The sequence below is a fragment of the Rudaeicoccus suwonensis genome, assembly GCF_007829035.1.
GTDB lineage: Bacteria > Actinomycetota > Actinomycetes > Actinomycetales > Dermatophilaceae > Rudaeicoccus > Rudaeicoccus suwonensis.
The window spans coordinates 131066-157130 of sequence record NZ_VIVQ01000004.1 but is presented as its reverse complement, the minus strand read 5'-3'; the positions used below and the strand labels follow the sequence as shown (position 1 = coordinate 157130).

The 26065-nt window shown below is 67.3% G+C and carries 26 protein-coding genes; 16 read left to right on the top strand and 10 right to left on the bottom strand.

Annotation, left to right across the window (positions count from 1 at the left end):
* Window positions 1–60: 60 nt before the first annotated feature.
* Window positions 61–852 (bottom strand): TerC family protein, encoded by a 792-nt coding sequence (locus BKA23_RS16430; RefSeq protein WP_246104708.1) that lies wholly within the window; start codon window positions 850–852, stop codon window positions 61–63.
* A 147-nt stretch (window positions 853–999) separates the two neighbouring features.
* Here BKA23_RS16430 and BKA23_RS16425 point away from each other — a divergent pair, with 147 nt between their 5' ends.
* On the top strand, window positions 1000–1269 hold the full coding sequence (locus BKA23_RS16425) for a F0F1 ATP synthase subunit epsilon (protein WP_145230486.1): 270 nt from the start codon (window positions 1000–1002) through the stop codon (window positions 1267–1269).
* 9 nt (window positions 1270–1278) lie between these two features.
* A complete protein-coding gene (locus tag BKA23_RS16420; protein WP_145230484.1) occupies window positions 1279–1707 on the top strand; it encodes a DUF2550 family protein in 429 nt (142 codons plus the stop codon).
* 21 nt (window positions 1708–1728) lie between these two features.
* On the opposite strand, the gene BKA23_RS16415 is transcribed toward BKA23_RS16420, so the two are convergent.
* Entirely contained in the window at window positions 1729–2364 is a 636-nt protein-coding gene (locus BKA23_RS16415) for a cob(I)yrinic acid a,c-diamide adenosyltransferase (protein WP_145230482.1), read from the bottom strand.
* Between the two features lie 267 nt (window positions 2365–2631).
* On the opposite strand from BKA23_RS16415, the gene BKA23_RS16410 reads away from it, so the two are divergent.
* Window positions 2632–2985 (top strand): STAS domain-containing protein, encoded by a 354-nt coding sequence (locus tag BKA23_RS16410; RefSeq protein WP_145230480.1) that lies wholly within the window; start codon window positions 2632–2634, stop codon window positions 2983–2985.
* A 37-nt stretch (window positions 2986–3022) separates the two neighbouring features.
* Here the strand turns inward: BKA23_RS16410 and BKA23_RS16405 are convergent, their stop codons facing one another.
* Together BKA23_RS16405 and nucS are read right to left on the bottom strand one after the other, a co-directional pair.
* Entirely contained in the window at window positions 3023–4555 is a 1533-nt protein-coding gene (locus BKA23_RS16405) for a gamma-glutamyltransferase (protein ID WP_145230478.1), read from the bottom strand.
* 16 nt (window positions 4556–4571) lie between these two features.
* Window positions 4572–5267 carry an endonuclease NucS gene (gene nucS / locus BKA23_RS16400; RefSeq protein WP_145230476.1) on the bottom strand — a complete coding sequence of 232 codons (696 nt, stop codon included), beginning with the start codon at window positions 5265–5267 and terminating at the stop codon, window positions 4572–4574.
* A 67-nt stretch (window positions 5268–5334) separates the two neighbouring features.
* Between nucS and BKA23_RS16395 the strand changes: the two genes are divergently transcribed.
* From BKA23_RS16395 to BKA23_RS16385, 3 genes are all read left to right on the top strand, one after another.
* Window positions 5335–7071: a 3-hydroxyacyl-CoA dehydrogenase family protein gene (locus BKA23_RS16395; RefSeq protein ID WP_145230474.1), complete on the top strand. Its 1737-nt coding sequence runs from the start codon at window positions 5335–5337 to the stop codon at window positions 7069–7071.
* A 38-nt stretch (window positions 7072–7109) separates the two neighbouring features.
* Window positions 7110–7427 carry a hypothetical protein gene (locus tag BKA23_RS16390; protein ID WP_145230472.1) on the top strand — a complete coding sequence of 106 codons (318 nt, stop codon included), beginning with the start codon at window positions 7110–7112 and terminating at the stop codon, window positions 7425–7427.
* A gap of 99 nt (window positions 7428–7526) precedes the next feature.
* Entirely contained in the window at window positions 7527–8279 is a 753-nt protein-coding gene (locus tag BKA23_RS16385) for an alpha/beta hydrolase (protein ID WP_145230470.1), read from the top strand.
* Window positions 8280–8396: 117 nt separating this feature from the next.
* Here the strand turns inward: BKA23_RS16385 and mce are convergent, their stop codons facing one another.
* Window positions 8397–8837 carry a methylmalonyl-CoA epimerase gene (gene mce, locus BKA23_RS16380; protein ID WP_145230468.1) on the bottom strand — a complete coding sequence of 147 codons (441 nt, stop codon included), beginning with the start codon at window positions 8835–8837 and terminating at the stop codon, window positions 8397–8399.
* A gap of 23 nt (window positions 8838–8860) precedes the next feature.
* On the opposite strand from mce, the gene BKA23_RS16375 reads away from it, so the two are divergent.
* The 4 genes from BKA23_RS16375 (at window position 8861) to BKA23_RS16360 (ending at window position 14443) form a co-directional block, all read left to right on the top strand.
* Window positions 8861–10108, top strand: a complete 1248-nt coding sequence (locus BKA23_RS16375) for an acetyl-CoA C-acetyltransferase (RefSeq protein ID WP_145230466.1) — start codon at window positions 8861–8863, stop codon at window positions 10106–10108.
* Between the two features lie 26 nt (window positions 10109–10134).
* Window positions 10135–11094, top strand: coding sequence for a methylmalonyl Co-A mutase-associated GTPase MeaB (gene meaB, locus BKA23_RS16370; RefSeq protein WP_145230464.1), 960 nt, complete (start codon window positions 10135–10137; stop codon window positions 11092–11094).
* A 54-nt stretch (window positions 11095–11148) separates the two neighbouring features.
* On the top strand, window positions 11149–12843 hold the full coding sequence (locus tag BKA23_RS16365) for an NAD(P)/FAD-dependent oxidoreductase (RefSeq protein ID WP_145230462.1): 1695 nt from the start codon (window positions 11149–11151) through the stop codon (window positions 12841–12843).
* 121 nt (window positions 12844–12964) lie between these two features.
* A complete protein-coding gene (locus tag BKA23_RS16360; protein ID WP_170226647.1) occupies window positions 12965–14443 on the top strand; it encodes a condensation domain-containing protein in 1479 nt (492 codons plus the stop codon).
* A gap of 46 nt (window positions 14444–14489) precedes the next feature.
* On the opposite strand, the gene BKA23_RS16355 is transcribed toward BKA23_RS16360, so the two are convergent.
* The 3 genes from BKA23_RS16355 to BKA23_RS16345 form a co-directional block, all read right to left on the bottom strand.
* On the bottom strand, window positions 14490–15809 hold the full coding sequence (locus tag BKA23_RS16355; protein ID WP_170226645.1) for a condensation domain-containing protein: 1320 nt from the start codon (window positions 15807–15809) through the stop codon (window positions 14490–14492).
* A 4-nt stretch (window positions 15810–15813) separates the two neighbouring features.
* The gene (locus BKA23_RS16350) at window positions 15814–17214 is read right to left on the bottom strand and encodes a condensation domain-containing protein (RefSeq protein ID WP_170226643.1); all 1401 of its coding nucleotides are present in this window, start codon (window positions 17212–17214) and stop codon (window positions 15814–15816) included.
* 99 nt (window positions 17215–17313) lie between these two features.
* The gene (locus tag BKA23_RS16345) at window positions 17314–18621 is read right to left on the bottom strand and encodes a glycosyltransferase (protein ID WP_211841773.1); all 1308 of its coding nucleotides are present in this window, start codon (window positions 18619–18621) and stop codon (window positions 17314–17316) included.
* A gap of 66 nt (window positions 18622–18687) precedes the next feature.
* Between BKA23_RS16345 and BKA23_RS16340 the strand changes: the two genes are divergently transcribed.
* Window positions 18688–19704, top strand: coding sequence for an ATP-binding cassette domain-containing protein (locus BKA23_RS16340; RefSeq protein WP_145230454.1), 1017 nt, complete (start codon window positions 18688–18690; stop codon window positions 19702–19704).
* Window positions 19701–20522 carry an ABC transporter permease gene (locus tag BKA23_RS16335; RefSeq protein ID WP_145230452.1) on the top strand — a complete coding sequence of 274 codons (822 nt, stop codon included), beginning with the start codon at window positions 19701–19703 and terminating at the stop codon, window positions 20520–20522. The genes BKA23_RS16340 and BKA23_RS16335 overlap by 4 nt, the downstream gene beginning before the upstream one ends.
* A 59-nt stretch (window positions 20523–20581) precedes the next feature.
* On the opposite strand, the gene BKA23_RS16330 is transcribed toward BKA23_RS16335, so the two are convergent.
* Window positions 20582–21424: a glycosyltransferase family 2 protein gene (locus tag BKA23_RS16330; RefSeq protein WP_170226641.1), complete on the bottom strand. Its 843-nt coding sequence runs from the start codon at window positions 21422–21424 to the stop codon at window positions 20582–20584.
* 163 nt (window positions 21425–21587) lie between these two features.
* Here BKA23_RS16330 and BKA23_RS16325 point away from each other — a divergent pair, with 163 nt between their 5' ends.
* The 4 genes from BKA23_RS16325 (at window position 21588) to BKA23_RS16310 (ending at window position 25258) form a co-directional block, all read left to right on the top strand.
* Window positions 21588–22949, top strand: a complete 1362-nt coding sequence (locus tag BKA23_RS16325; protein WP_145230448.1) for a condensation domain-containing protein — start codon at window positions 21588–21590, stop codon at window positions 22947–22949.
* Between the two features lie 8 nt (window positions 22950–22957).
* The gene (locus BKA23_RS16320; RefSeq protein WP_145230446.1) at window positions 22958–24343 is read left to right on the top strand and encodes a hypothetical protein; all 1386 of its coding nucleotides are present in this window, start codon (window positions 22958–22960) and stop codon (window positions 24341–24343) included.
* A gap of 79 nt (window positions 24344–24422) precedes the next feature.
* Window positions 24423–24734: a thiamine-binding protein gene (locus BKA23_RS16315; RefSeq protein WP_145230444.1), complete on the top strand. Its 312-nt coding sequence runs from the start codon at window positions 24423–24425 to the stop codon at window positions 24732–24734.
* Window positions 24731–25258 (top strand): GNAT family N-acetyltransferase, encoded by a 528-nt coding sequence (locus BKA23_RS16310; protein ID WP_145230442.1) that lies wholly within the window; start codon window positions 24731–24733, stop codon window positions 25256–25258. Before BKA23_RS16315 ends, BKA23_RS16310 begins: the two co-directional genes overlap by 4 nt.
* 3 nt (window positions 25259–25261) lie before the next feature.
* Here the strand turns inward: BKA23_RS16310 and BKA23_RS16305 are convergent, their stop codons facing one another.
* Window positions 25262–26050, bottom strand: a complete 789-nt coding sequence (locus BKA23_RS16305) for a DUF2127 domain-containing protein (RefSeq protein ID WP_145230440.1) — start codon at window positions 26048–26050, stop codon at window positions 25262–25264.
* Between the last annotated feature and the right edge of the window lie 15 nt (window positions 26051–26065).

The window sequence follows — 26065 nt, the reverse complement described above, 5'->3', positions numbered from 1 at the left end:
CTGACGATGACGGCGTTCGCCCCAGTGCCGGGGTGAACGCCGTCAGTCGTCGGGCGCCGGTCAGTCGTCGGAATAGCGCGAGTGCAGTCGCACCGGGTCGCGAGGGACTCCCTCTCGCGCGGCCTGCCGCTTGCGGTAGGTCAGGTTGAGCGCCTCGACCGCGATGGCGAAGGCGATCGGACCATAGATCACGGCTTTGTCGAGGTGCACGTCGAAGCCTTCGGCAATCAGCGTCGAGCCGATCAGCACCAGGAAGCTCAGCGCCAGCATCTTGACAGTGGGATGCTCGTTGACGAAATCGCTGATCCGGCCCGCCAGCACCATCATCAGGCCGATCGACAGCACGACGGCCGCCACCATGATGGCCAATTGGTCGACCATGCCGACCGCGGTGATCACCGAGTCGAGTGAGAAGACCGCGTCGATCAGCAGGATCTGCACGATGACCCTGGCGAAGGTGCTGGCGCCCGCCCCGCCCGCTGCGTGCTCGTGCTCGCCGCCCTCGAGCTTCTCGTGGATCTCGGTCACGGCCTTGTAGACCAGGAACAAGCCACCCACGATCAGGATGAGGTCACGGCCGGAGATCGCGAGGGCGTCCGCGCTGCCGATGGAGATGATCGTGGCGGTCAGACCGATGATCCAGGATGCAACCACCAGCAGCACGATCCGCATGACCAGAGCGAGCGAGAGTCCGACGATGCGCGCCTTCGGGCGCTGGTGCTCCGGCAGACGGCCGGTCAGGATGGAGATGAAGACGACATTGTCGATACCGAGCACGAGCTCCAGGGCGAACAGCGTCAGGAAAGCGATCCAGAGGTCAGGGCTCGAGAAGAAGTCCATGATGCCGGGCACAACGCTCGCCGCGGTCGAAGCGTTCCGCGCCCCCCGTGGCCCTGGACACCTGGATCGAGGCACTCGTGCGGCCCGGTAGACTGGCCACAGATCTCGTCGAGCACCGTGGCGAGTCCGACTCATATCCCGTCATAGGAGCCGCTGCCCGTGAGCCTCACCGTTGAAATCGTCGCCGCAGATCGTGAAGTCTGGTCCGGTGAAGCAAAGCAGTTGTCCTGCCGGACGGTCGAAGGAGACATCGGCATTTTGACGGGCCACTCGCCGTTGCTCGCTGTGCTCGACTCGGGCGAAATGCACCTGGACACCGTCGACGGGCAGCGCCGGACGCTCACTGTGGACGGCGGCTTCCTGTCGGTGGATCACGACAAGGTGACCGTTGTCGCGCAGACTGTCGACGCCCCGGGCCTCGACGGCTGACGTTCTTCAGTGATCGCGACTCTCGATGGGCTGGGGGTCGTACTTGCCTGCCTTGCGTTGCTGGTCCTGGCGGCGATGATCGCGCTCATCGTGCGTCGCCGGTTGATCTCACGCGGGGAGCCCATGCTCCTGCTGGCGGTCTCCCGTAGCGACGGTTGGCATCTGGGAATGGCCCGGCTCACCACGGCCAGCGTTCAGTGGCACTCGATCATCGGCGTCGGTGTGCGTCCCCGAGAGGTATGGCGCAGAGGGGATCTCGACCTCGGCGCTCCCAGCCCGTTGGAGGGCACTCGGCCACTGGCGATCATCGACCCGGTCCAGGTGCAATGCAGCGTCGACGGTGGCTCCATCACCATTTGCCTTGCTTCGGGCGACTACACCGCGCTGCGGTCGTGGTCGGAATCCGCGCCGCCCGGACTCAACGCCAACGTCGCCTGAGCGAAAGTCTCACTCAGGCGCTCAGCGTTCTTTGTCCGGCGCCGTCTCTCGGCCGCCGCCGGGCTGCCACAGGACGTCGCCGCCGCGTTGCAGGTTGGCCACTCGGGCTGCCAGGAACAACAGGTCCGACAAGCGGTTGAGGTACATCGCGGTCAACGGATTCACGCCGCCGATTTCGCGCTCGCCACCGGCCGGAACCTCCGCGTCGCCATACGCCTCGATCGCTGCCCACGCGGACCGCTCGGCGCGACGAGCCACCGTTCGCGCGACGTGCAGGTGCGCAGCTCCGGGGGTGCCTCCGGGAAGGATGAACGAGCGAAGTGTCTCGACCTCGCCGTTCAGGCGGTCGCAGTCGGTTTCGAGGTCGTCGATCCAGGGCTGTTTGACGCGCAGGGGCGGGAACTCGGGTTCGGCGACCAGTGGGGTGCACAGATCCGCGCCCACGTCGAAGAGTTCGTTCTGGACCCGGGTGAGCATGGTGTCCAGATCGTCACGCAAGCCGCCGCACGCAATGGCGACCCCGATGCAGCTGCCGGTCTCGTCGGTGTCGGCGTAGGCCGTCAGCCGTGGGTCGTTCTTGCTGGTGCGACTGAAGTCGCCGAGGGCGGTGCTCCCGTCGTCGCCGGTGCGGGTGTAGATACGACTCAGGATGACCATGACCTCGATGGTGTCAGATCGGTGCGTGGCTCGCAGTGCGGGACGGATCGCCGTGCGGGACGTCTCGCAACGACGCCCTTATCGCGGTAGTCGGCGCGACCGTTACACACGGTTATCGAATTGTGACCATGGCTTGGCAAGTCAGCGAGGATACGCGTGCGTCAATGGTGTGGGTCACACCACGGGGGCGTGGCTGGCGGATCCGGCTCACGAGTCGGCCGACACGAAAGGTGGCAGGCGATGGTCAGGTCGGGGGATCTCGAAACCATGTCAACCACCATCACGATCCTGCGACCGGGATCGGAGATCGCGGTTCGTGGACCGCTCGACGTCCACTCGGTCGCCGATGTGCGCAACGCGCTCAGCCGGGCTGTCGACGACGGCGTAGGTACGCTGACGCTGCACCTCGGTGAGGCCGAGATCGGTGACGCCACCGGTTTGGGTGTCATCGTGGGCGCGCACCACCGCGCGTTGCGCGCTGGTCGGCAACTGGTGCTGGCGGATGCTTCGCCGCGCCTGGAACGACTGTTGCGTGCCACCAAGCTCAATCGGGTGCTCGCGGTGACACATCCGTCGTCGGCACCTGCGTCCACGTCTCGTGGGGCGGCGCTACCTGCCTGATCGGCTGCCAGGTCTGGGCGGTGATCCCGCCGGTTTGTCAGCCGATGGCGGTTGCGGCGGCTCGGCGAGGGTCCGCAGCTGCCAGCAGATCACCATTCGCAGTGCGCAGGGCTGCTCCGACGCCGCCGAAGAACATCGCCAACGGCTCGTGCAGCATGGAATCGCAGTCCAGCTGAGCCACGGCCGACGCGATCTCGTCGTCCGGCTCATAGTCGATGCGGATTCTGGGACCGTCCTCGGACTGCTGAGGTTGCGCGTGCAACCGGGGTGCGTCGATTGCCGCCTGCAGGTTGTCGCCGGTGAGGCAGTACCTCCCGAGCACCTGCATCAGCGCCGTGGTGATGCGGTCGGCGCCGGGACTGCCGATCGCGAGCACGGCGCCGTCGTCGCAGCGTGCGGTCGTCGGCGCCATGTTCGACGCCAGCCGGGTGCCCGGCGGCAGGGCGTGCAGACCGCGCCGGTTGAGCTCGGGCTCACCGAGGCAGTTGTTGAGGATCAGCCCGGTGCCGGGGATCGTCACGCCGGAGGAATAGCCCGCCGACGTGGTGATCGCACAGGCCATGCCCTCGGAGTCGACGACGGAGACGTGAGCGGTGTCGGTCGACGTCGGCAACGACGCCAGGTTGTTCGTCTGCAGGGCACGTAACAGCTCGGCCCCGGCTTCCGTCAGATCTGCGGCGCGGTCGAGGTGGCTGTGGCGATATTGCAGCACCTCGGTCTGCACCGCGATGAGCTCGTCGGGTGCGAGCGACCGACGTGCAAGGAGGCGCAGCATGGCGGTGAGCACCGGGCCACCGATCGAGGGAGGCGGGTTGAGCGCGACATCCCAGTCGTGCAGCCTCGTGCGGCCGGCGGGTCGGCATACCGCTGTGTAGGCCGACAGGTCGGCGGCACCGATGAGACCGCCCTCGAGCTGCACGTGGGCGGCGATGGCGCCGGCGATGTCACCGGTGTAGAGCGCCGAACTGCCCTCCGCCGCAACGATTTCGAGTGTGTCGGCGAGGTCGGTGTTCGTCATACGTGCGCCCGGGCCAACCGGCTCGTCGTCGACGAAGTGCTGGGCACGGGTGACCGGGTCGAAGCCGTAGAGCTGCGGGCCGACCAAACGCAGATAGCTGCCCGCGGCTTGGCCGAGCCGGAATCCCGTGCGGCAGGCCGCGATCGCCGGCGCCAGGATGTCGGCCCACGGCGCCGCGCCGAATCGGGCACGTGCCAGCTCGTATGCCGCGAAAGACCCTGGTGTCGCTGCAGATCCAGCTCCGGCGTTGATCGTGATGCCACCGCCGTAGTCGAGATGCAGATTCCGCAACCCGGTGCCGAAGCGCTCGTGGGCTGCGCCGCGGCCGGGCATCTCGCAGTTGCCGTCGATGACCTGCGGGTCGGCATTCGCCGGCCACACGTTGACGAAGGCGCCACCGAGCGCGCTGACGATGCCTGGTTCGGTGACGTAGGTGACGGCCTGGGCTGCGATCGCCGCATCGACGGCGGTGCCACCGGCCGCGATGACATCGAGCCCCGCCTGAGCGGCGAGTGCGTTCGGGGCCGCGATCGCGGCGCGGGCGGACGTCATACGTGCACCGGCTGCATCAGAAGAGCCGGGAGCCGGCGTCGTCCATGCCCTTGAGGGCTTCGTAATCCAAGGTGACACAACGGATTCCGCGATCCTCGGCGAGAACGCGCGCCTGCGGTTTGATCTGCTGCGCGGCGAACACGCCGCTGACCGGGGCGAGGTGCGGGTCGCGGTTGAGCAACTCCAGGTAACGCGTCAACTGCTCGACACCGTCGATGTCGCCACGCCGTTTCAGCTCCACCGCGACCGTGGCTCCGTAGGCGTCACGGCACATGATGTCGACCGGGCCGATGGCGGTCATGTATTCGCGGCGGATCAGGCTGTAGCCCTCGCCGAGAGTGGTGATGTGATCGGCCAGCAGCGCCTGCAGTTGTGCCTCGACGCCGTCCTTGACCAGGCCGGGGTCGATGCCGAGGTCATGGCTGCTGTCGTGCAGCACCTCGTGCAGGCGGATGTGCAGGCGGTCCTCAGTCTTCGCGTGCTGCACCGACCACACGGCGACCACGCCCTCGTCGGTCTCGTCGGCGGTCGGAGCGATCTCGGCCATCGCGCACGGCGGTGACATCCAGTTCAGCGGCTTGTAGGAGCCGCCGTCGCTGTGGATCAGCACGGAGCCGTCCGCCTTGACCATGAGCAGCCTGGTCGCCAGTGGCAGATGGGCGGTCAACCGGCCCACGTAGTCCACGCTGCATCTGGCAATCACGACTCGCACGCCCCGGAGCCTAATACGCGGCGGGCGCCCCGACAGCCGTGTCGGCCGGTGCTGAGACACTGGCGTCATGACTCCTCAGTTCCGCACAGTCGCGGTCATCGGTCTGGGCACCATGGGTGCCGGCATCGTCGAAGTCTTCGCCAAGGCCGGCCTGCAGGTGTATGCCGTCGACGGCAGCGACGAACTCGCCCAGCGCGGGCGGGGTTTCGTGACCACGTCGCTGGGTCGCGCTGTCAGCAAGGGCAAACTGGAGCAGACCGCTGCGGACGAGGTGCTGGGGCGCATCACCTTCACGTCGGAGCTGACAGACCTCGCCGACGCGGACCTGGTGATCGAGGCGGTGCCGGAGAAACTGGAGATCAAGCAGTCGATCTTCTCTCGTCTCGATGAGATCGTCAGCGCGGACGCGGTGCTGGCATCGAACACCTCGAGCCTGTCGCTCACCCGGATCGCCGCGGGCACCAAGCACCCGCGGCGGGTCGTGGGCATGCACTTCTTCAACCCCGCGCCGGTGCTGGCGCTGGTCGAGGTCATCACGACTCTGCTGGTGTCGCAGGAGGTCGTCGACGGGGTGCGTGACCTCGCCATACGTCTCGGCAAGAAGCCAGTGGTCGTCGGTGACCGCGCCGGATTCGTCGCCAACGCCCTGCTCATCACTTATCTGGCGCGAGCGATCCGGCTGTACGAAAACGGCCGCGTGTCCCGCGAGGATCTCGACAACGCCGGCCGGATCGGCATCGGTCTGCCGATGGGCCCGCTAACGTTGTCCGACCTCATCGGGCTGGACGTCGTCAAAGAGGTGTGCGACGTGCTGTATGCCGCAACCAAGCGTCCGAGCGACGCGCCTCCCGCGCTGCTGACGAACCTGGTGACCGCGGGGCGGCTCGGCCGCAAGACCGGCCACGGTTTCTACGAATACGACAAGCCGGGATCCGGCACGGTGGCAGACCGGCAGCAGGATTCAGCCGGCGCGGCCGTCGGCGTCGTCGCGGTGGTCGGATCCGGTGAACTCGCAGACGCGTTCGCGCAGGTGTTGGGCGGCGGCGGACTCGACGTGCGGATCGTGAGCGACCCGGGCACCGACACCTCCGGTCTTGTGGAGGCCGGTCTGGTGGTGCTCGCCGGTAGTGAGAACTGCTGCGAGGACTGCAACGACGGGGAGTGCCTGACGGATGCCACGGGCGGCAATGTCGGCGACGACTCCGCGGAACAGGGCTGCGGGTGCTGCGGTGGGGCGGCGCCAGGAGTGTGGTTTCCGAAGGTGGTCGAGGCGTTGTCCGCGGATGCGATCGTGCTGGCGGCGGACCCCGCCAGCCGCTGGGCCGCGGAGGATCTCGATGTCGACTCCGACTCCGCGTCCGGCGGCTCCGAAGTCGCCGGCGAGGCGCCGCGGGTGATGCCCGTGCGATTGCACCAGTCGACGCGCGGCGGTCAGGTTGCCGAACTCGGTCGCGGGCTGACGACGTCGGCCACCGCGCTCGCGGTGGCGCGCGCCACTCTCGAAGCTGCCGGGCTCACTGTGGTCGTCGCGCAGGACCGGCCCGGTCTGGTGGTGGACGCGCTGCTGTTTCCGCACCTCAACGACGCGGTCGCGATGCTGGACTCCGGATACGCCACGGCGGAGGACATCGACACCGCGATGAGCGCCGGATGTGGTTATCCCACAGGCCCGTTCGCGATGTTGGACGCCATCGGTGCCGACGCCGTCGCCGACTCGCTGCTGGAGCAGGCAGGTGTCGACCCGGCCGTCGCGCCGAACCCGTTGCTGCTCGAGCACGCACTCGCGCAGCGCACATTCCGCTGACCCGGCGAACCACCGATCCGACGAAGACCGTTATCCCCATGCCCCGACGCAACCGGCCACGGCCATCGAAAGCCGCGCGGGCCGGCGGTGCGCGTCCGGACATCTCGCGTGTGCTCGAGACCGGTCTGCGGACCGAGTCGTATGCCGGTGGCAGCTGGCGGGTGCGCGAGGTCCGAGGCAATACCGCCGGACGTACCTACGTGTGCCCCGGATGCCAGCAGGCGCTGGAGTCGGCCATCGCACACGTGGTCGTCTGGCCCGCCGACGGTCTGGGCGATGTGGCTGACCGTCGGCACTGGCATGCCACCTGCTGGGGCGCTCGCGACCGCCGCCCACCGCAGGGCTCGTGGCGATGAGAACGAGGCAGGGCCGGACTTCGGCATACAGCCGGCGGTTCGGCATGGACCGCAGGTTCACGCTGCCGGGACAGCGCGCACAGGAGGAGAACTGACGAGATGACTGAGTTGAGCCAGATCCGGTCGAACACGGTGCTGCGTGCGGATCGTCGGGACATCGAGTTGCAGACGGCGGACGGCCTCACTCTCGTCGGCGAACTCGCCTTGCCGGAGGCTGCCGACCCGGTGGCGACCTTGGTGACACTGCATCCGCTGCCGACCCACGGCGGCTTCATGGACAGTCACGTCTTCAAGAAGGCATCGCTCCGGCTGCCGGCGCTGGCCGACATCGCGGTGCTGCGGTTCAACCTGCGTGGGGTGACCTCGCCGCGCGGGACATCGCAGGGGGTCTTCGACGAGGGGCGATCGGAGCGTTTCGATGTCGCGGCCGCGATTGAGTTCGCCGAATTCGCCGAGGCTCCGGCGCTGCCGCGGCGATGGCTGGTGGGCTGGTCGTTCGGCACCGACCTGGCGCTGATGTATGGCGATGACCCATCCATCGAGGGGCTGATCCTGTTGTCGCCGCCGCTGCGCTTCTCGAAGCCGGAACACCTTGCCCGCTGGGCGGATTCGGGCAAGCCGGTGGTGTGCCTGGTGCCGGAGTTCGACGATTACCTGCGACCGGAGGAGGCTCGCCGCCGATTCGCCGCCATCCCGCAGGCGCAGGTCGTCGCGGTCGAGGGCGCGAAGCATCTGTGGGTCGGAGAGACGTATGTGCGGCGGGCGCTGGACGAGATCGTGCGGGTCGTGGTGCCGGACGTGACAACGCCGTTGCCGACCGAGGTGTCTGCGGATTTCGTTGTGGCGCAGTAGTTATCGCCTCAGCGCATCTCCGCGAGATTCGACCGTGGGGCGGGTATTGCGTGCGTGGTGTCGAATTTCGCGCGGGGGAATGTGTTCGGCGGCGTTCGGCCACCGCAGTGACCGCGATCAGTGCGCGTCGGCAGGTTCGACCAGTTCGACCAGGACGCCACCGGCATCCTTGGGGTGCACGAAGTTGATGCGGCTGCCGGCGGTGCCGCGGCGGGGAGCGTCATACAGCAGGCGAACTCCCTTGGCACGCAACACCTCTGACACCTCCTCGATCGACCGCACCCGGTAGGCGAGCTGCTGCAGGCCGGGCCCGGACCGGTCGAGGAACGTGGCGATCGTGGACTCCGGCGACAACGGAGCCAGGATCTGCAGGGCGGCCCCGCCTGCTGAGCCGGGCGCCAGCATGGCTTCGCGAACGCCCTGATCGTCGTTGGTCTCCTCGTGGGTGACCTGCATGCCGAAGACCTCGCGGTAGAACGCGATGGCCTCGTCGTAGTCAGGGACCGCGATGCCGACGTGGTCGATGGCTTCGAACAGGTGCGTCGGAAGGTGCGTCATACGCCAAGACTAAAGTGAGATGCATGACACAGTCCGACCCAGCACGCACCCCTGTCCTCGTCTCCGGCGCCCGCACCCCGATGGGCAAGCTGATGGGTTCCCTCTCCGGATTCTCCGGGGCCGATCTGGGGGGATTCGCCATCAAGGGCGCACTCGAGCGGGCCGGCATCAGCGGCGACCAGGTCGACTACGTGATCATGGGCCAGGTGCTGACCGCAGGTGCCGGGCAGATGCCCGCGCGTCAGGCCGCGGCCAAGGCAGGCATTCCGATGGACGTGCCGTCGCTGACGATCAACAAGGTCTGCTTGTCCGGTGTCGACGCAATTGCGTTGGCAGCACAGCTGATTCGCGCCGGTGAGTTCGATGTGGTCGTCGCCGGCGGCCAGGAATCGATGAGTCAGGCGCCGCACCTGCTGCCGGGCAGCCGTTCCGGTTTCAAGTACGGCGACGTCACGATGCAGGACCACATGGCCCTCGACGGTCTGTGGGATGCCTTCACCGACCAGGCGATGGGTGCACTGACCGAGTCCGCCAACTGCGGTGCCTCCGAGGTCAGCCGCCAGGAGCAGGACGCCTTCGGTGCGCGCAGCCACCAGTTGGCCGCCCGCGCCTGGAAGGACGGGCTCTTCGACGACGAGGTCGTCACCGTGCAGATCCCGCAGCGCAAGGGCGACCCGATCGAGTTCCGGTCCGACGAGGGCATCCGTCCTGAGACCACTGCCGAGTCGCTCGCGGGACTGCGTCCGGCGTTCAGCAAGGACGGCAGCATCACCGCCGGGTCGTCGTCGCCGATCTCCGACGGCGCCTGCGCGACCGTCGTGATGAGTCAGGCGAAGGCGCAGGAGCTCGGACTGAGCTGGTTGGCCGAGATCGGCGCGCACGGCGTGGTTGCCGGGCCCGACTCCAGCCTGCAGAGCCAGCCGGCCAACGCGATCCGCAAGGCCTGCGAGAAGGAGGGCATCGCGCCGACCGACCTTGATCTGGTCGAGATCAACGAGGCCTTCGCCGCGGTCGGCATCGTGTCGACCCGCGAGCTAGGCCTGGACGAGGACATCGTCAACGTCAACGGCGGCGCGATCGCCATGGGTCACCCGATCGGTATGTCGGGCGCGCGCATCACCTTGCACCTCGCGCTCGAGCTGGCCCGTCGTGGTGGCGGCGTCGGCGCGGCCGCTCTGTGCGGTGGCGGTGGTCAGGGCGATGCCCTCATCATCAGGGTGCCGCAGCGGGTCGAGCTCAGCAGCGACCACGCGCTGTCCGACGCGCGCTGAGCGCACCGAGACCTCCCGCCATACGTATGCCGCGCCGTCACGTCGACGTGCCGTCGCTCGTGACGGCTGCCCGTGAGGGTTCGCCGCGAGCCGTCGCACGCCTGATCACCCTCGTCGAGAACGCCGACCCTCGGCTGCGCGAGGTGATGGCGCAGCTTGCGCCATACACGGGCAACGCCCGGATCATCGGCCTCACCGGCAGCCCCGGTGTCGGCAAGTCGACCACGACCAGCGCCCTGGTCGGCGCCTTCCGGCGGCGTGGCAGGCGGGTCGGTGTGCTGGCCGTCGATCCGAGTTCGCCGTTCTCCGGCGGAGCGCTGCTCGGCGACCGGATCCGGCTGATCGACCATGCACTCGACTCAGGTGTCTACATGCGGTCGATGGCCAGCCGTGGCCATCTCGGCGGCCTGTCATGGTCGACGCCGCAGGCTCTGCGCGTGCTCGATGCCGCGGGCTGCGACGTGATCTTCCTGGAGACCGTCGGTGTCGGGCAGAGCGAGGTCGAGGTCGCCGGGTTGGCCGACACCACGATGGTGCTGCTCGCGCCGGGCATGGGCGACGGGATCCAGGCCGCCAAGGCCGGCATCCTCGAGATCGGCGACGTCTTCGTGGTCAACAAGGCCGACCGCGACGGCGTCGAGGTCACCGTGCGCGACATCCGCGGCATGATCAGCCTGGGCGATCGCACCGAGCCGGGGCTCTGGCGGCCGCCGGTCGAACGCCTGGTGGCCGAGCGCGGCGAGGGCCTGGACGATGTGCTCGCGGCGCTGGACAAACACTGGGAGTGGATGGCCGGCAACGGCGAGTTGCAACGTCGGCGGGTGCGCCGGGCCCAGGACGAGATCGAGTCGATTGCGTTGCGAGAGCTACGGATTCGCATGGGTGACCTGTCCGGCGGGGCCGATGTCACCGCTCTGGCGGAGCGCCTCGTCTCGGGTGAGACCGACCCGTATGCCGCCGCCGACGAGGTGCTCGCGCAGTTGTGAGACGGCCGATGGCAGGTCGCTCCGGATGCGGCTCACGTCACTAGGGTTTGCCTCATGAAGCCACGTACGCCGGCGATCCTGCTCATCGGCGAGACCTGTCGCGAGACACTCGAGCACGAGTTCGGTCGGTATGCCGCGGACTACCAGGTGGTCTGTGTCTCCGGCCTCGGTGCGGCCATGGCGCAGACCCAGTCGCTGATCGCCCAGCACATCCCGATCGCGCTGGTCTGCGCCGAGTTCTACCTGCCGGATGCGTCCGGCCTGGTCGCGCTGGACTGCGTGCACGCGGTGAGCCCGACCAGCAAGCGGTGCGTGATGATCGCGTGGGGCGAGTTCCGTGCGACTGTCGAGCAGGTGCACGATGCGCAGGCGGCCGGACGCATCGACGCTCCGCTGGGCGTGCCGCGAGGCGCTCGCGACGAGGAGTTCCACACCGCGGTCACCGAGTTGCTCTCGGACTGGGGTTGGACCGCCGGTGGCCCGGTCGTGGAGTCGATCCGGATCGTCGCGCCGGTGATCAATGCGCAGGCAGCGCAACTGCGTGACTTCCTGGAACGCCACGGGATGCCCAGCAAGATCATTGCTCCGGACACACCCATCGGACGATCGGTGCTCGAGCGCATCGACGCCGACCCGGACACGTGGACCGACTACCCGTTGCTGACCTCGCCGGTCACGCCCGACGTGCTGGTGCAGCCCACGATCGGTGATCTCGGCCGGATGATCTGGGCACGCGAACCCGTCGAGGACGGCCGGATCTACGACCTGGCGATCGTCGGCGCCGGGCCCGCCGGTCTGGCAGCCGCCGTGTATGGCGCGTCCGAAGGGCTGTCGACGATCGTGCTCGACGCCGAAGCCATCGGCGGTCAGGCGGGCACGAGTTCGATGATCCGCAACTATCTGGGTTTCCCGAGGGGCATCTCCGGGATGCGGTTGGCGCAGCGCGCCCGGGGACAGGCCAACCGGTTCGGCGCGAAGCTGTATCCGGCGCGCCCGGTGCTGGGCGTCGACCTGGCCGAGGACGAGGGGCAGACCCACCGGTTGGATGTCGGCGACGGCGAGGTGCGTGCGACCTCGCTGCTCATCGCAACCGGTGTCGCCTACCGGCGCCTGGGGGTGGAGGTGCTGGAAAGCTTCGTCGGGCTGGGCGTCAACTACGGCGCGGCGACGAGCGCCTCGCGCGACTGCGTCGGTAAGGACGTGCATGTCGTGGGTGGCGGCAACTCCGCCGGTCAGGCGGCCGTGCACCTGGCGCGCTTCGCGCGGTCGGTCACCATCGTGATCCGCCGGCCGAATCTCACCGAGACGATGTCGGATTATCTGATCAAGGAGATCGACGCCAATCCGCGAATAGCGGTCCAGGCGTGCGCCGAAGTCGTCGACGGTGGCGGCGGTGGTCGTCTCGAGTGGATCACCGTGCTCGACAAGAACACCGGTGCGCGCACCAATGTCGGCTGCGGCGGTCTGTTCCTGCTGCTGGGTGCGAAGCCGTGTTGCGACTGGCTGCCGCAGGACGTGGCCCGGGACAGCGCTGGTTTCGTGTTCACCGGGCGGGACGTGCCGACGGAAGCCTGGGTCGACGGCGCGCCACCTGCTGCCTTCGAGACCACTGTGCCGGGCGTCTTCGCGGCGGGCGACATCCGGGCCGGGTCGATGAAGCGGGTGGCCTCGGCCAGCGGTGAAGGCGCCGCCGTCATACCTCTCGTGCACGCCCACCTGGAGAGTAGTTCGAGGAGCGCGCAACCATGACCGCGGCGCCATCGGCCACGACGAGGTGACCCGCCAGTAGGGTGAGCAGGCGATCCCCGAAGCGGCCACGATGCTCGACCGTGCCCGCGAAATCCCCATTGCAGAAGGAGCATCCGAGGCAATGCAGATGACGTCGATCGAGGAGTGGTCCCCGCGACCGGGCGAGATCCTGGAGGTCGTGCCGACCGCCGACGCACTCGCCGCTGCGCACCATGCGCCGGTGTCGACCGCTCGCCCTTCACTGCTGCAGGAGTCGCACATCCGCACCGCCGCCGACCGGCGTGCCAAGGGAGTCGACTGGTCGCCGTGGCTGGCCTTCGCCTTCCGGGTGCCGCGTCCGCTGGACCGTGACGCGTGGCTTCGCGCAGCGAACTGTTTCGTGACCGGGCACGGAACCCTGCTGACCTGGTTCGATACGGCGACCAGCGAAAACACTTCTGGCGACTCTCATTCGGTGACCCTCACTCGTCGCGCGGTCGATCCGGAGCAGGTCGAACTCGAGCTGGTGTCACGCGGGCACGCCGCAACCTCCGACGAGGTGCGCGAACTGGTGGCATCGAGATTTTCGGTGAACACCAGCCCGCTCGAATGGCCGGCATTCGTCATCGGGGCGATCGACCACGGCGAGGACGGCTTCACCGTGTATTACGGGATCGACCACTCACACACCGACGGCGTTTCCCTGCTGCTGGGCGTCGAGGATCTGTTCAATCTGTACGACCACGAGGCCGGTGGGCCCTCGGAGTCGATGGCGAAGGTCGGTAGTTACGTCGATTTCAGCGAACACGAGCGTGCAGCCACCGAGCACCTGTCGTTGTGGTCACCGGCCGTCCGCGTGTGGGCCAAGGCGTTGTTCAAGGTGCGCAACAAGCTGCCCTCCACCGCTGTCGAGCTCGGGCTCACGCCGGGGGAGACCGCGCGTTCGGTGCGGGTCGACCGGGTGCTGGTCGACGGTGCGCAGATGGCCGACTTCGAGAAGGCGTGCAAGAGCTCGGGCGGCGGCGTCAGCGCCGGGCTGTTCGCCATACTGGCGCTGATCGACGTGGCACTGGCGGGGCGAACGTCATACCTCGCGCTGAATGCCGTTGCCACCCGGTCAGATCCGGCATACCGGCGAGCGCAAGGATGGTTCATCAACCTGGTGCCGGTGGCGACCAAAGTGAAGCCCGACGCTACATTCGTCGATCTCATTCCGTCGTTGCAGAAGTCGATCCGATCTTCGCGTGTCGCGGCCGGGGTGCCTGCTCGTGCCATCGTCGACAGGGTGGCTCGTGTGGGTGGGGTGAAGGTCGCACCGACAGCGGTGCCGCCGATCGTGTCGTACATCGACATGCGGTCTTTCCCCGGCGGGGAGCACCCGGTCGCAGATGAGATCCACGCTCTCGGTGGCCCGGGCAACACCGGTGACCTGTCGATGTGGATCAATCGCCGTTCGACGGACACCTACACGATGGTGAGCTTCCCGGACACCGAGGTCGCGCGGGCCAATGTCGAAAGCTATCTGGGTGCCATCGCCGCGCTGATGGCAGCCGTCGCTCGCGGCGAGGTTGTCGACGTGGCAGCCGCAAAGGACGCCTTGCGCGTCCCCGTCGTTCGGTGACACATCTGCGTGCTGCGATGGCAACGTGCAGTCGTGGCAATGGTTTTCAGCACCACTGCGCCAAGCGCTCGCAGGTGTGGTCGAGCCATTGCGGCACCACTGACGCGGCTTCATGGGTGCCGGGGAATCGACACCGCAGTGCGAGGCCGTCCTCGTTGCGGACCCACCAGGTCTGCACGTCCGTAGCCGGCGACGAGGCGCTGAGCTGTTGTGCTCTTAGCTGGTCATGCAAGTGGTGGCCGTCGATACGGCGGTAGTCCAGATAGGACACCATCGTGACGTCGCCGGTGGCGCTGAAGCCGGGTGCATAACTGCCGATCACGTCTGCCAGCGGCATCCGGCCCAGCTCGATCGCCGTCTCGACCTGTCGTTGCGCGGCGGTGAGTGTCTGAGCGGTCGTGGCTCCCACCTCGATCGCGACGGGGCCGTTGGTCACCATCCAGCCGATCGTGTCGCGCCACCGGGGCTCGGTGCGCGTAGTCACCGGCACCAAGGTCTCGAAGGTGTCGGGGCCGCCCATCGCCACGGCAGCCTCCGCGCTAGCGCACAGCAGTGTTGCCAGCATGCCGGCGCCATGGTTGCGAGCATGCTGCGCCACGGCCTGCGTCTGCGCGGCGGTCAGCACTTGTCGCAGCTCCACAGTCGAATCTGAAGTGTTGTCTGAAGGATTCGTCAGAAGCGCAAAGCGGGGCAGGCCACGATCGTGTCGGTCGAAGAACGCATGCCACTGCGGCAGTCGTGGGTCGGACGGGTCGAAGGTGTCCTTCGCCGCGCCTGCTGCGTACGTGAGAAAGCCCGCCGTGTTCGGAAGGTCCGCTGCTCGACGAGACTGCCGCGCGGCATACAACTCGGCCAGATCGCGCACGATGAGAGCCATCGACACGGCATCCACGTGTGCGTGGTCGCACGCAACGACCACGGTGACGCGCTCACCGACGATCGCGCCCAGCAGGTATGCCGGGAAGCGTCGAGCCGTTGTCGTTTCGTCGATGATGCGCGCAAGTGCGTGCCGCCGGTCGGCGAGATCGCCGGGAAGTGTGTGGTTCTCACGACGCCAACTGAATTCGCCCTGGTGGCAACGGGTTTGCGGCGAGATACCAGAGAAGCCGACGGTGCTGCGCAAGCCGTCGTGGCGCTGCAGCAGACTGGTGTAGGCATCCCGCAAGGTCATCTCGTCGAAGGCGCCGGGCAGGTCGAACAGCACGCACAGCCACCCGCCATGTTCACGGGCGGTGCCCGTGTGGTTGAGCTGATTGAAGGTGGGTGGTGCTTCCGGCACGATGATGCCCTCCGACGAGGGTGCCGGAATCCATTGCAGCAGAACACCTTCGGGCACGTCCGCCAGTTCGGCCGAGGTCAGCAGCATGTGGTCAGACCGCGGGCACGCGCACCTGTGCGGCCTCCGGAACGGGTACGCCGGCCAACTGGTGCACAGCCTCTGTGAATGCGGCCAGGAAACGTTCGAAGCTGTCAGCCGCCGCCATGTTGTTCGGGAACCGTGCCGACACGTTGATACCGCCACGCGCCCGCACGATCCACAGGTAGACCTCGTCGTCGGAGTAGCGGATGCTGCGCAGCGCGCGGGCCCGCTGCGCGTCGAATTGCGCCGCGCCCGGCAGGTGTCGAATGTCGACATACGACACGACGAAGCGCGGACACGATCGGATGTCGAGCAGCTGGGCGATCGTCGCGAACGGGATCTGCGCATCGGTCCGAATGTATGCCGATGCGTCCTCCGCGCGCTGCAACTCCTGTTTGAGGTCGGCGGCGCCGGTCAGGTCGAGGGTCAGCGGACTGATTCCGACGAACCAGCCCATGGATGTCTGATAGCGCTCGGATCTGGTGTGCATCGGCATCACCATTCGCAGCGGAGCACCGTCGGTGGTGGCGGCGATGGCACGGGCCAGGGCGACCAGGATCGCCGGCTGCATGCCGAACCCGCACGATCGTGCAACGGCATGGAGTGTGTCGGCGACCTCCGGAGCGACGATCTGTCGGCTGGCACTGCGTTGCGGGAGGGTGCAGCTGCCGTTGTGGTCGGCGGTGGGAAGCGGGAAGCCGGGGAAACACCGCTCGTCGACGCTGAGGAACGACCGCCAGCGTTCGGTGGTGTCGTTGCCCTGGATGGCCAGGGCGGCCATGCCGCATTCCTCAGCGCTGAAGTCGATGTAGCTCGCCGCGGGGGGGTCGAGGCTGGGCGGTATGTCGTGCAGGATCGCGGCATACAGCTGGTCGAGTTCGGAGATGGCGATCACCTGCGAATAGGCATCGAGTACCGAGTGGTCAGCGGCGAACGCCAGCAGGAATCGCGGACCGTCCTCCTGATCGTCCGGCACGACGGTCGCGGCGACCAGGTGCGGCCAGGTGCTGGGGCTGATCGTGCGGTCGAAGAAGCGGGACACGACGTCATAGACCCGCTCAACGGTCTGGTGCGAGCCGGCAGGGCGCCCGGTGACCGTGACGTCTTCGGCCCGAAAGGTCAGTCGTTGCAGGCCGTTAGGAGTGATCCGGACAGTTGTGCGGAAGGACTCGTGCCGGCTGTGCCAGGCCTCGAGCGTCGCCCGCAGGACATCTGCGTCGAAGGGCAGTCGGATCTCGAAGACCGTGCCGATCCAGTCCGGATCGCCGTCGTTGCGAGCGGTGACGTGGGTCTCGTGCTGCGGCGAGACGGGACGCTGGTCGACTGCGGCGAGCGCGGTGTCGGCTGAAGCGGACCACAGGGTCACGTCACCGGCGAAGACCGAATAGTCGGCGAGTTCGGTGTATTCCACGAGCGTCGGCCCTCCAGGGGGATGGTCAACTGCGGCCAAGGCGTGTCGATTTCGAGCGCGTGGAAAATGTTACTGGACAGTACGACTGTCAAGTGCACTTCAGGGTGTGGCGAATATCGCTCCTTGCGATGTAGACGAGTGCCGGGCTCCCGCTAGTTCCACCAGGTCGGCCGTCGCCGCGACGGCACGCTCGGCCGGTATCAGCGATTCGGCGACCTCTGCTGCCCGAGCGCGGCTGGCGGGCTGGAGCAGTGGTCGCAGGATTTCGATCGCTTTCGCTGCGGTGAGCGTGCGGAAAGGCGCCGATGCGCCCACGCCGCAGGCGGCGAGGCGGCGTCCCCACAGCGGTTGGTCGGCGCTGAACCACGCCACAAACGACGGGATCCCGGCCCGCAGCGTTGCGGCTGTCGTGCCAGCACCGCCGTGGTGGACAGCAGCAGCGCACCGCGGGAACACGGTGCGGTGGTCGACGGCATCCACGATCCGCACATCGGCCTCGGTTGCATCAGCCAGATCTGACCACCCGGCTGCGACGAGCGCCCTGACGCCGAGGTGCGTCGAGACTTCACGGATCAGAGCGACTGTAGCGCGAGGGTCCTTTACCGGCATACTGCCGAAACCCCAATAGACGCAGGGCTTTCCGTCACTCAACCAGCTACCGAGGCCGGTGTCGTGCGTTGCGGTTGGACGATCGACGCGTTCATGTGTCGCGTCGTCGAGATCGAGGAAGCCCACCAGCGGTCGCCGGCTGCCCCACTCCTCGGCGAGTCCGGGAAACAGCAGCGGGTCGACAGCCTGGATCTCCAGCGACCCGGATCCGATCATTCGCGCCGGAAGGGGCGTTCGTGACGGTGGCAGGTGCAGCGACGACCGGACGGCATCCTCGCCGCTGCGGGTCATCAACCGCCAGGAGCGTTCCAGCGCAGCATCGGCGACATGCTGCAGCAAACGTGGCGCGACAGGCGCGGGAGGAACCACCGACGTCGACTCGGACCGCCGGATCGGATAGTAGTGCAGGGCGACCTGGGCGACGGCATACCTCTCGGCGATCGCCCTGGCCACCTCCTCACCGAGCAGACACGAGACGATCACGTCCGTCGTGGCGGCGTACCTCGCCAGTTGAGGTGCGAGTTCGCCCCACCCGAAACAGCCGAGTTCTGAAAGGGCACGCCATTTTCGGACCGGATTGGCCGACTTGATGCGTCGCTGCACGAGATCCGAGCGAAGCAACTCACGCGAGTCCGGCCCCATCTCGACCGCGTCGACGCCGGAGTCACGGGCCAGTTGCAGGAGGTTCGCCGGGACCCCGAGCACCACGTCGTGATCGCGTCGCTGAAGCTCGATCGCGAGAGCCACACCGGGTGAAACGTCGCCGCGACTGCCGAGGAACGGCATGAGAATCTGCATGCGCCAAGAGTTCCATGACAAGAATCACTTCGGGTGTTGGCTTCGTCATACGGCACCATGTCGGTCATGACGGACAACCCGAGACCTCTGCAGTCCCTGGGCGACAAGGCCGTGGAGGTGCGACAACTCACCTGTCGTTTCGGTGATTTCGTGGCTGTCGACGGCATCGACCTCGACGTCCCGGCGGGTTCGGTGCTGGGCCTGCTCGGACCGAACGGTGCCGGAAAGACCACCACCGTTCGTGTTTTGGCCACCTTGCTGAAACCTTCCGGCGGCACCGCGCGGGTGTTCGGGCACGACGTGGTGCAGCAGTCTCACCGGGTGCGTTCGTTGATCGGACTGACCGGCCAATATGCCTCTGTCGACGAGGAATTGACGGCCCGGGAGAATCTGATGATCTTCGGTCGGCTGCAGGGGCACTCGCGCGCGGCGGCCCGGCGACGTGGCGTGGAACTGCTCGACGAGTTCGCTCTGGGCGAGGCGGCGGACCGGCCGGTCAGGGCGTTCTCGGGAGGCATGCGCCGTCGTCTCGACCTCGCCGCCAGCCTGATCGCCGAGCCGCCCCTCATCTTCCTCGACGAGCCGACCACCGGACTTGATCCGCGCACCCGGCAACAGATGTGGGACACCGCCCGACGGCTGGTTGCGGCCGGATCGACCCTCGTGCTGACCACGCAGTACCTCGAAGAGGCCGACCAGTTGGCCGACAACATCGTGGTCATCGACCGTGGCCGCATCGTGGCGCAGGGCACGGCCGACGAGTTGAAGAGTTCACTCGCGCCGGCAACGCTGCGTGTGGTCCCTACGGACCACGACGACATGCCTGTCGTGCGCCAGGTGCTGCACCAGCTGACCGGTCACGAGCCGCAAACCCAGGACAACCGAGAGGTCGCCGTGCCCGTCGAAGACACCGCGTTGGTTACAGAGGCGCTGATCCTGTTGCAAGACAGGGGAGTTCACATCGAGGAGGTGGGAGTGCACAAACCCACGCTGGATGAGGTCTTCCTGAGTCTCACCGGCGGATCGAGCTCCGACACCGATGACAGTGGCGCGGCCGTCATTGAGCAGGAGGTCGGCGCATGACCACGGTTGTCCAAACGCGTCGCAGTCGACGCGCGGTGGCGACGACGGGTGCGCATCCGGGAGTTCGGGCCACGTTCGGTGCTTCGATGACTCTCGCCGGACGGGGTCTGCTGAAGATCCGGCACAACCCGGCCCGGCTCTTCGACGTCATCGCCCTGCCGGTGGTGTCAACCGCCATGTTCGCCGGGATCTTCGGCGGCGCGATCGCCGGAAGTGTGAGCAGCTATCTGCCCCAACTGATTCCGGGCGTGCTTGTGCAGATCGCAGTGACTGCGGCCGTCGGCACAGGAGTGCAGTTGTGCGAGGACATCGACAAAGGCGTCTTCGATCGCTTCAGGTCGTTGCCGATCGCACGCGTCGCGCCGCTGATCGGTGCGCTCACCGCAGACATCGTGCGGTATGTGGTCGCGACCGTGATGGCGGTGTCGGTCGGGCTGGCGATGGGCTATCGCCCGCACAGTTGGCCCGGACTTCTCGTCGGCTGCGCCCTGGTGGTGTTCACCTCGTTCGCGCTCAGTTGGGTCTTCGCCTACCTCGGAGTGCGTATGAGCAGCCCGGCAGCGGTGCAGGGCGCCTCGATGTTCGTGCTCATGCCGATGACGTTCATCTCGAATGCCCTTGTGCCTACGACGAATATGCCCGGGTGGATCAAGTGGCTCGCCGAGATCAACCCGGTGTCGCATCTGGTCACGGCGACGCGAGAGCTCGCGAATCACGGTCATGCCGGCATCGACATCGTGTGGTCGACGCTCGGTGTGGTGGTCATCATGGCTGTCATGGCGCCGGTCACCGTGCGGGCGTTCATTCGCAAGGGATGACCTCTCGTGCATCGGCGTACAACGGCCGCGTCCGACAGAGTTGCTCGGCGTAGCCAGTCTCAGGGCAGAACGCGAGGAACCCGGCGCGTGCGCAGTTGGCGGTACGAAAAGCGTTGTGCCTTCTCGTCATACGCGCTCAGCACGATCCAACGCAGGGTGTGAATCGCGTTGACCGGTACCAATGCCGCGTAGATCGCGGAGGCCAGGACCGGCTGACCATGTGCGTAGAACGTGCGCGGGCAACCACTGAGGTAGCGCCACGAGTCGATCGGATTGTCAAACCACCGCCGTGGCGAGACGCCGACCGTCATACCTGTCAGCAATGCGGTCTGCAGACCCGCAGCGCGCAGACACAGACCGAGGTCGACATCTTCGTAGATGCCTTGACGTGTCAGGAGATCCGCTTTGACCTGATCCCAGGCCGAACGGCGCAGCATCATGTTCGCTCCGAAGGTCACGCGGCAGGGTTTGACCGTGCCCCACGACACCGGTGCATCCGGGCGGAATCTCGACAGAGGCACGCCGTAGGGCGTGCCCCGACCGATCGCGCAGGCCCACGCGTGATCGTGGTCGGCGGTGAAGAACGCGCGGTAACCCCTGAGCCAACCCGGCGGAACGAGCGTGTCGGCGTCGATACGAGCGAGCAATTCGCCTGTGGCGGCTTCGAATCCGGCGGTGCGCGCCTGTGCCACACCGCGAGCACTCTCGTGGATCAGCCGAACCCGCGAGTCGTTTGCGGCATACGACTCGACGATGGCGACGGTGTCATCGGTTGAGCCGTTGTCGACGATGACGATGTCGGTGTCGGTATCGGCTTGCGGAAGCAGGCGGTCGAGGCACCTGCGGATGGAGTCCTGCTCATCGAGAGTCGGAATCACGACCGAGACAGTCGGCTGAGACATGGCGGTCATCCTAAAGGCTTCGCACGTGGCGCCGGCGGTGTGAGACAGGCCACACGATCGCGGCATGCTCATGCGCTCTATCGGTCGAAGCATGAGCAGTGGCAGCATATTTGGACACTCGCCAGTGCGCAGCAGAGCAGCCGATTGCGGCATCATGTCGCCCATGCCGCCGGATCTGAACAGGCTCACCGCCGCCGAGGAGACCTTCGTCCTCGCCGATCGGGCACTCGGGATGCCGATCGACAATCAGATGCTGTGGCGCTTCGACTCGCCGCTGGACCGGGCGCGGCTCGAGACAGTGGCGCGCGCACTCGGCGAGGGTCCGTTGACCCGACGGTTGTCGCGGGCGAAGGTCCCGTTCGCGCGGGACCGGTGGATGGCCGCCGAGCCGCCGCGGCCGCTGGTGTCCTTCGGTGAGCCGATCGACGGCTCTGACATCTTGCAGTGGGCGCAACGCTGCATCGACGCCCCGCTCGATTTCGAATCCGGTTGTGCGTGGCGCATTTCCGCTGCTCCGCTGCGTGACGGCGGGCACGTGGTGAGCCTGGTTGCGTCGCACGCGGTAGTCGACGGGAGCGGCTTCTACGCGGCGGTGATCACGGCGGTGACCGGAGCGGCCACGGGTCGTCTGCCCGATGATTCGCCTACCGCTGCACGTGTGTCGAAGTGGGCGGATGCCCGCGACGCAGTGCTGCAGATCGTGTCGGCCGTTCGCGGGTTGGTCGCTGCGATCCGGACCGTATGGCGCAGTCGCCGCTCGCCTGATGCGCGGAGCTCGGGCGAACGTATGCCGCAGCCCGAGCCTGCGGCGCAGATCGCACCCACAGCGCGTGCAGTTGCCGGGGCGTGGGTCGTCGCCGAGTTCGACGAAGAACGGTGGGTGAACGCCGCGAAAACCTTCGGTGGAAGCTCTAATTCGCTGCTGATTGCGTTGTCTGTGGGGCTGCTCGAGTCGGTGGGGCGCATCACAGCGGGCACGACGATCCCGGTGTCGATGCCGGTGGCAGAGCGCGCACCCGGCGATCGGCGGGCCATCGCCACGATCGGTGCCACGGTGGCTGTGCCTGTCGCGGCCGACCGTCCGACCGATCTGCAGCCGATCCGGGTCGCGGTGCGAGATGCCCTGACACGCGCGACCGACCCCGAGCGCGACCACACCGACATACTGCGCATGCTGACCCCGACCATCCGGCTGCTGCCGCACGCACTGCTGCGGCGCATCGCTCTCTCGCAACCGGTATCCGTGTGCACCTGCTCGAACGTCGGCGAATTGCCCTCTGAGGTATCCACATTGGGCGGCGATGTCGCCGCACGAACGACAGCCCGGATGCTTGTGCGAGGTGCAGATGTGCAGCAGCTGCGGACTGCCCGTGGGGGCATCACCGCCTGGCTGACGACGTCGGACGGAGCCGCGACACTCAGCGTGTTGAGCATGGATCCGGACCGACTGCCTGACACGGACTCTCTCCAGCAGGCGGTCATCGACGAGGCGGCCAAGTGGTCGCTGCAACCCCGATTCTGGTGAGGACACCCGTGTCAGACGTGATCGACAACCGGATGACTTTCGGCGACGACGCATACTTCCTAGGCGAGCAGGTGTTGGGCGTGCCGTTGACCTCACAGCACACCTGGTGGCTGGACGAGCCACTGTCAGCCGCACAGCTCGGGTTGATGCACGACCGGATGCTGGCCGGGCCGATGAGCCGACTGGTCGCCCCGGCGACGGTGCCGCAGGCACGGTCGCGGTGGGTGCCGGCGCCCGTCGTCGATCACCTGCGAGTCGACACCGACGTGGTCCAAACCCGTTACGTGATGCGGTGGTTCGACGATCGGCTGCGCGATCACCTGGACCCGGTGCGCGGACCAGGGTGGCGGTTGGCTGCCGCGCCGGTGTCGGACGGGAGCCAACTGGTGTCGTTCACCACCCGGCACTGCATCGGCGACGGCTCGCTCATCGTCCGGTCGATCGAGGCCGCGGTCACCGGCGCAGCGGTGCCCTGTCTGCCTGACGACACGGCCGGTGCGCACGCGGTGCGTACCCGCGATGACCTGGGCGACGCCCGTCGCCAGTTGGCCGCAGCCGGCCGGGCGATCGGTCGAGCGGTGCGCACGGCACGTGCGCAGCGCAAGGCACGGATTGCCGCACCGGAGGCTCCTGCGCACGAGGCGGTGCAGACGCCGCTGCGAAGCAAGCCGACGTTGCCGATGCGAGGGATTCCGGGCTCTGACTACATTCCACCGTTCTGTGTCGTCGACCTGTCGGTCGCCGACTGGCAGCAAGCGGCTGCCACGCGCGGGGGCACCGCCAACAGTCTGCTGATGGCATTCAGCGCGGGGTTGATGGTCGCGAGCGGCCGTGTCCCCAGTGGTTCGACGGTCTCGGTAGTGCTGCCTACGACACGTCGCGGACCGGACGACTGGCGCTCGAATGTGCTTGGCAGTGCTTCGGTTCCGGTCCACTGCACCGACAAGATGTATGCCGATCTCGGCCCGGTGCGCGCAGCATCGAAGGCCGAGTTCACGCGCGCGGCCGACCCGCAGCGCGCCGACGTGGGCCAGCAACTCGAGCCACTGCTGCGGGTGCTGCCGCACTGGTTGCTCAAGCGGGTGGCCGAACGGATGCCGGCGGCACTGGTGACCTGCTCCAACGTCGGCCGGATGAAGCCACCGCTGACCGGGCTCGGCGGCCCTCCGGCGCGTTCGATGATGTGCCGCGGCGTGCACCGCAATGTGACGCAGGAGCTGATGCAGTCGGCAGGAGGGGGCGTGACGACCTGGTTGCAGGAGTTCGGTGACCGGATGACGCTCACGGTCGAGAGCCTGCAGCCGGATCTCATCGGTGACAACGGGAGTCTCGCAAGACTGGTGCTGCTCGAGTGTGAGCGGTGGGGCCTGACACCGCTGAACATCTGGAGCTGACAACCGGTCCTGCGCCTCACACGGCGCCAGGAACTTGGGCTTTCTCCGGCACGGCACGCATCCTCGTAGGCTGGGTCCCATGTTGTTCGCGTTCTCCATCGCACCCTCGACCACCGACGACCCCGACGGGTCGGTGAGCAAGGCGGTCGCCGCCGCTGTGAAGGTGGTGCGCGACTCAGGCCTACCCAACGAGACCAGTTCGATGTTCACGACCATCGAGGGCGGCTGGGACGAGTGCATGACCGTGATCAAGGCTGCGTGCGAGGCGTGTGCGGCATACAGCCCGCGGGTCGGTCTGGTGCTCAAAGCCGACATGCGCGAAGGCTTTTCGGGTCAGCTCACTGCCAAGGTCGAACGTCTCGAAGAACAGCTGTCGCGGGCGCAGGAGTGACTGCGCAGTTCGTGATCCGGCCGTTCCGCGTGGGTGACGCGGCCGAGGTGGCCGCGCTGCATCTGCAGGTATGGCGCGACACGTATGCCGGCATGTGCAGCCAGGACTACCTCGATGCCATGCAACTGCAGCCGCGCATAGCCGGCTGGGAGGCGCGCATCGCAGCCGGAGCCGACGCCGTCGCCCCGGATGGCACCGTGCGGCGTGCGCGGCTGGCAGTGCACGCCCCGACCGGCCGTTTCGCCGGCTTCTGCTCGGTGGGCGGGGGCCGTGACGACGAAAGGCCGGTCGAGCAGGAGTTGATGGCGCTCAACGTCCTGGCGCAGTTCCACGGCACAGGAGTCGCGCAGCAACTCGTCGAGCAGACGCTGGGAGGAGCTGCGGCATACCTCTGGGTCGTGCGGGAGAACACCCGCGCCCAGGCGTTCTATCGCAAACTCGGATTCGTCGTCGACGGAGCGACCAAGCGCGACGAGGAGTTGGAGTGCGACGAGATCCGAATGCTGCGCGCCACCGCCCGGTGACCGTCAGGCAGCCGCGGCACGCTCGACGTCGATGAGCGACTCCGACTCGCGCTGCTTCTCGTATGCCACAGCACCACCGCGCGCGCCGAACAACCGCTTCGTCCAGATCAGCCAGACCACGGCCGCCACGTTGACCAGGAAGAGCACGAGCTTGAATGCGCTGAACTTGTCGCTCATCTCGTAGATCTCGTAGGGCAGGAAGATCGACGTGCCCACGACGGCGACATACTCACCCCAGCGCTGCATGACCCAGAGGCCGACGCCTTCGAGCATCTCCAGCAGGCCGTAGGCGAGCAGACCGCCGGCGATGAGCACCAGCGTCGTGTGATGTGCGTCGAATGCTTTGTTGACCCAGCGGGTCGGGGCGGCGTCGGTGATGTCGATGTTGAACTTGTTCGCGAACTGCTGCACGGCCGGGAAGTCTTCGTCGAAGACTCGGTGGATGGAGTTCTTCGCGCCGTCGAATTTGTACACCGCGTAGGCGAAGATCAGCAGGAAGATGCCGCGCACGAAACGCTCGATCGCCAGCAGTCGCATCACGAAGGCATCGCGCAGTGCGCGTCCGCGCAGGGGAGTGGGCGCCTGGTCGGCGGGGCCTTCGCCGTGCGTCGGCCCCAGCGCGTAGCTGCCGCAACGCAGGCAGCGCCAGGCTTCGCCCTGGGTGGTGTCGGCACGCAGCCGCTCCCGCAGGTCGGGCTCGGTGACGGCATACGTCAGGTGTCCGTGCCGCGCGCAGGACCTCAGATTCCAGCGATGATCCGAACGTGCGCGGCGGGTCTGTTTGTCCTTCACGCAGGCCGATACTAA

What these genes read in the sequence shown, in the direction of transcription:
- BKA23_RS16415 (WP_145230482.1), bottom strand. Translation starts at nt 2,364, where the DNA reads ATGGTCATCCTGAGTCGTATCTACACCCGCACCGGCGACGACGGGAGC.
- BKA23_RS16410 (WP_145230480.1), top strand. Translation starts at nt 2,632, where the DNA reads ATGTCAACCACCATCACGATCCTGCGACCGGGATCGGAGATCGCGGTT.
- BKA23_RS16405 (WP_145230478.1), bottom strand. Translation starts at nt 4,555, where the DNA reads ATGACGTCCGCCCGCGCCGCGATCGCGGCCCCGAACGCACTCGCCGCT.
- BKA23_RS16395 (WP_145230474.1), top strand. Translation starts at nt 5,335, where the DNA reads ATGACTCCTCAGTTCCGCACAGTCGCGGTCATCGGTCTGGGCACCATG.
- BKA23_RS16390 (WP_145230472.1), top strand. Translation starts at nt 7,110, where the DNA reads ATGCCCCGACGCAACCGGCCACGGCCATCGAAAGCCGCGCGGGCCGGC.
- BKA23_RS16385 (WP_145230470.1), top strand. Translation starts at nt 7,527, where the DNA reads ATGACTGAGTTGAGCCAGATCCGGTCGAACACGGTGCTGCGTGCGGAT.
- mce (WP_145230468.1), bottom strand. Translation starts at nt 8,837, where the DNA reads ATGACGCACCTTCCGACGCACCTGTTCGAAGCCATCGACCACGTCGGC.
- BKA23_RS16375 (WP_145230466.1), top strand. Translation starts at nt 8,861, where the DNA reads ATGACACAGTCCGACCCAGCACGCACCCCTGTCCTCGTCTCCGGCGCC.
- meaB (WP_145230464.1), top strand. Translation starts at nt 10,135, where the DNA reads ATGCCGCGCCGTCACGTCGACGTGCCGTCGCTCGTGACGGCTGCCCGT.
- BKA23_RS16365 (WP_145230462.1), top strand. Translation starts at nt 11,149, where the DNA reads ATGAAGCCACGTACGCCGGCGATCCTGCTCATCGGCGAGACCTGTCGC.
- BKA23_RS16360 (WP_170226647.1), top strand. Translation starts at nt 12,965, where the DNA reads ATGCAGATGACGTCGATCGAGGAGTGGTCCCCGCGACCGGGCGAGATC.
- BKA23_RS16355 (WP_170226645.1), bottom strand. Translation starts at nt 15,809, where the DNA reads ATGCTGCTGACCTCGGCCGAACTGGCGGACGTGCCCGAAGGTGTTCTG.
- BKA23_RS16345 (WP_211841773.1), bottom strand. Translation starts at nt 18,621, where the DNA reads ATGCAGATTCTCATGCCGTTCCTCGGCAGTCGCGGCGACGTTTCACCC.
- BKA23_RS16340 (WP_145230454.1), top strand. Translation starts at nt 18,688, where the DNA reads ATGACGGACAACCCGAGACCTCTGCAGTCCCTGGGCGACAAGGCCGTG.
- BKA23_RS16335 (WP_145230452.1), top strand. Translation starts at nt 19,701, where the DNA reads ATGACCACGGTTGTCCAAACGCGTCGCAGTCGACGCGCGGTGGCGACG.
- BKA23_RS16330 (WP_170226641.1), bottom strand. Translation starts at nt 21,424, where the DNA reads ATGTCTCAGCCGACTGTCTCGGTCGTGATTCCGACTCTCGATGAGCAG.
- BKA23_RS16325 (WP_145230448.1), top strand. Translation starts at nt 21,588, where the DNA reads ATGCCGCCGGATCTGAACAGGCTCACCGCCGCCGAGGAGACCTTCGTC.
- BKA23_RS16315 (WP_145230444.1), top strand. Translation starts at nt 24,423, where the DNA reads ATGTTGTTCGCGTTCTCCATCGCACCCTCGACCACCGACGACCCCGAC.